3 protein-coding genes are annotated in these 3,910 nt (G+C 42.4%); all 3 read right to left on the reverse strand.

What is annotated here, in order from left to right; genetic code table 11:
• Window positions 1–19: 19 nt before the first annotated feature.
• Window positions 20–484, reverse strand: a complete 465-nt coding sequence (locus E1163_RS01875; protein WP_155168887.1) for a hypothetical protein — start codon at window positions 482–484, stop codon at window positions 20–22.
• 122 nt (window positions 485–606) lie between these two features.
• The gene (locus E1163_RS01880; RefSeq protein ID WP_155168890.1) at window positions 607–2,997 is read right to left on the reverse strand and encodes an ABC transporter permease; all 2,391 of its coding nucleotides are present in this window, start codon (window positions 2,995–2,997) and stop codon (window positions 607–609) included.
• Between the two features lie 179 nt (window positions 2,998–3,176).
• Window positions 3,177–3,782, reverse strand: a complete 606-nt coding sequence (locus tag E1163_RS01885) for a hypothetical protein (protein WP_155168892.1) — start codon at window positions 3,780–3,782, stop codon at window positions 3,177–3,179.
• Window positions 3,783–3,910 lie beyond the last annotated feature (128 nt).

Below are 3,910 nucleotides of genomic sequence, written 5' to 3' on the forward strand. Positions count from 1 at the left end.
TATTTTCAAACAGAGAATTTTACTTTATATCTGAAGCACTTTGTCTTTTTGCCCACCAGGTTCCATTCCTTGGTAAAGTCTTTCTCACCTGTCCTTTATACTCAAAAAGTGAAGAATCACTTTCCCAGAAACCAAACAACATTTCATTCCGGTTTATGCTTCCCTTAAACCTGATTTTTGTTAAAATATTCTCAGACAAACTAGCCACTTCCTTTTCTGTTTGATCCGTATAGAAGTAGAACTTTGAGTACCTTATTTCAAACGTTATCTCACTACTTGCAGATAATTCCCCAGTCATCACTGCATGTTCATGTATCTCTGAAGAATCCGGATTCAGCATAAAAATCCCACTAAAAGTCCCGGTATTTGCATCATACCTGACTCTGAAGAAAAAATCTGTAATTCTTTCTTTGGACGTAACTGTTAAGTGCCCTGGCAAAATTAAGCTACCTTTCCAAGTGCCTCCTAAAATATCCCTAGTCATTCTTAGCAGTTCCAATGTGTGTTACAACCTGAACTTCGAACATTTCAATTAAAGCATCCTCTTTGATTTGAACGCAAACATTTGTGGGTTTGAAGATAATGAATATTCAAAAAACGCTTCCCCTACTCATCCTTCAAAACTTTCGCAGGGTTAACCAACGATGATTTAATCGTATGAAAGCTGATGGTGATAACGGCAATCATCACGGCGAGCATACCGCTGATGAAAAAATCACTCCAGGCGATGCCCTGTTTGTAGGCGAAACCTTCCAGCCATTTGCTCATGCCATACCATGCCACCGGCGCCCCGATCACGAAGGCGATGCCCACCAGCAGTAAAAAATCCCGTGCCAGTGTAAAAACCATGCCATGCACAGAGGCTCCCAATACTTTTCTGATACCAATTTCACGAGTCCTTTGCTCCATACTGAATGCGGCCAAACCCAATAGCCCCAGACAGGATATGGTAATTGTAATACCCGCAAGGATCAGGAACAGCTTGCTGAAACGCTGTTCGGACTGGTATTGATTGTTAAAGCGCTGGTCAAAAAAAGTGTAGATAAAAGGCTTTTGAGGTATCAGTTCTTTCCACTTTCGCTCCAGGGCACTGATCGTTGTCCCTTGCCTAGCAGGTGATATATTGAATGTTGCAAAAGTAAACCAACCCGGAATGTGACGAATGCATAGTGGCCTCACCCTCTCGTGCAACGAGCTGAAATGAAAATCTTTAATAACCCCGATCACCGAAGCCTTGGTAGTGCCTATGCTGACCTCTTTACCTATAACACCTTCCATACTGTTATATCCCAACTCCCTGACTGCTGTCTCGTTGAGAATAACGGCTTGCCTGAAATCAGTACTGAACTCTTCTGAAAAATTTCTTCCTGCCAGCAACTCCAATCCATACTGTTCTAAAAATGCATAATCTATCGAATAAGTGATCACCTGCACCTCCTGGGGTTCATGACTGCTGTTTTCAATCACAACCGGTATTTCAGAATAGGCTCCACCGGGTATATCGGAAGAAAACGCAGCACTTTGCACGCCCTCAATTGCGGCAAACTCCCTTTTTAACACATCCGTATGCTCCCTGACCTCTTTATCATAATGAAAATCCACGATCAACTGCTGGTCCTTTTCAAAGCCCAGATCATAGTTCTGCATATAATCCAATTGTGAAAGCATAACCAGCGTAGACACGATCAAAGCAATGGAAACAGCAAACTGTAACACCACCAGTACGTTCTTAACTTTGTTACCCGATCCTCCGGCAAGGTACTTCCCCTTCAATGTATCCAGAGGCTGGACCCTTATCAGGTAATAGCTCGAATACATCACGGATACTAAGCCACTACCCAGGCAGATCAAAAACAGGATAAAGGCGAGAAAAGGCGAATCGATCATGGTCTGACTTACAGGCTTACCGGCCAGTTGGTTATAATGGGGATGAAGTACAGCAGAGAACAGGGACACAGCAATAAAAGCAATAACGCTGATAACCAGTGCATCGGAGACAAACTGAAAGATCAGTTGCCCCTTCGTGGCTCCCAAGACCTTTCGCACGCCTATTTCCCGGGCCCGCTTCATAGAGAGTGCTATGGTCAGGTTGATAAAATTAAAACAGGCAATGGCCAGTACCAAAATAGCTACCGCAGAAAAGATATAGACATTATTGATATTGCCAACCACGGCTGAACCGTACCTGCCTCCTCTGGCTTTTGCATTAAAATACAAACCGTCCAGAGGCTCTGCCTTGAGGTAGTAGCTGATCTTATCGCTCTCCATATGATCCTTTAGAATATCCCTGATCTTGCCATTGAAAATATCGGGTGACGTACCCTCTTTTAAAATGAGATAAGTATAAAACCCGAATTTGTTCCACCGGGTGGCGATGTGCGGTGCCCAAACCTCCAATAACGATGACATGGACAGTAGAATATCCGTTCTGAAGTGGGCGTTGTGCGGCATATCCTTCATTACAGCAGTTACCGTAGAAGGGTATGTGCCATCGATGATCAGGTTTTTCCCCAGACAGTCAGTGGTCCCGAAAAAATTTCTGGCTGCAGTCTCCGAAAGCACCAGACTAAAAGGTTTATCAAGTGCTGTTTGTGGATTGCCACTGATGAGCGGCATCGTAAATACCGAAAACAAAGAAGGATCTACATAAGCAATATTCTCTTGGGTGATCTGGTCCTTTTCCTCATTGGTGATCAAGATATAATCCAGGAATACCCGCGTACACTCTTCCACCTCCGGAAAAGATTCCTTAACAACCGCAGCCATCGGCGCCGAAGTACTTTCATATTCCGTAGCACTGGCAGATTCCAAATCCGTGACAAGCCGGTATATTTTATTAAAATGTTCATTATGCGTATCATAATTCAGCTCAAAGCTGACATATTGGTAAGCAAAGAAAAACACTCCAATGCCTATGACAAGCCCTACCAGGTTAAGGGACACAAACACAGCATTGTTCTTAAAGTAGCGGTAGGTTGATTTTATATAGCGGGTCATCGGCGGGTTTTAAGGTTTAGAAGCAATAAATAAATTATAAGATTAGATCAAAACCAAATTATTAATCTTATAATTCAAGAAGACAAAGATTAGTAAAATGCAAATAGATTTCACTCTTATAGAATAGTCTCTGACTATCAATCTTATAGCGTCTACTTTCCCCCGCTACTTTTTTATTACTACTCCTCCCAAATACATTGACCATTCAGACCTTGCCCTCTCAATGCCATCAATGTTTTGAATTTATTAAACACTTCCTCAGCCTCCAGACAGTTGGTTTCTTCATTTGGAATATTCTCCGGCTTTACTTTTTCCGCATCACGTGATCTTATTTCATAGTTTTTGACCAGACATCTTACAGCCGCTCCTTTGTGAAAGTAAAACCTGCTTTCGGTAATAATGTCCTTGGTCTGAGTAACAGGCTCACCCTCCTCCACGGTTTCCATATCAAAGGTCCAGTAACCAACATCAGAAAAGCAAAAGAACAACTCCCCGCCCCACACAAAATACTGCTCCTTGCCTCCATAATGATCTCCTTCCGAAAATGAGTGTTCAATTAATTTAATCTCGTCACCCTCTGTGTAAAACCAAACAGTCCCTCTGGCAGGATAATCCGGGCACTCGTAATCAAGCTCCTCTACTTTTAAACCCTTCTTTTCCTTTAAATATACAATGGTTGCATATTTAGTTCTGATATCCTTTATGGCCATTTCCGTATCAGAAGTTTGAGCGAGGAGACTGCTCCATGTGCAAAGTGTGATGATGAGGAGAGCTGTGTATTTCATAGGATTGATTTAAGCAGGTGTGTAAGAAACTATTGGATTGGTTCAAAAATATATAGTTGTTTGGAGAAATCTGCCGTATGTTGAATACATTAAACCGGAGTTTTTTGGATAGTCTCTGGCCGAGGTCG

The organism is Fulvivirga kasyanovii (assembly GCF_009711405.1).
Classification (GTDB): domain Bacteria; phylum Bacteroidota; class Bacteroidia; order Cytophagales; family Cyclobacteriaceae; genus Fulvivirga; species Fulvivirga kasyanovii.

Bases quoted from the DNA above. Each gene is read 5' to 3' on its own strand.
- E1163_RS01875 (WP_155168887.1), bottom strand. From the start codon at position 484: ATGACTAGGGATATTTTAGGAGGCACTTGGAAAGGTAGCTTAATTTTG.
- E1163_RS01880 (WP_155168890.1), bottom strand. From the start codon at position 2,997: ATGACCCGCTATATAAAATCAACCTACCGCTACTTTAAGAACAATGCT.
- E1163_RS01885 (WP_155168892.1), bottom strand. From the start codon at position 3,782: ATGAAATACACAGCTCTCCTCATCATCACACTTTGCACATGGAGCAGT.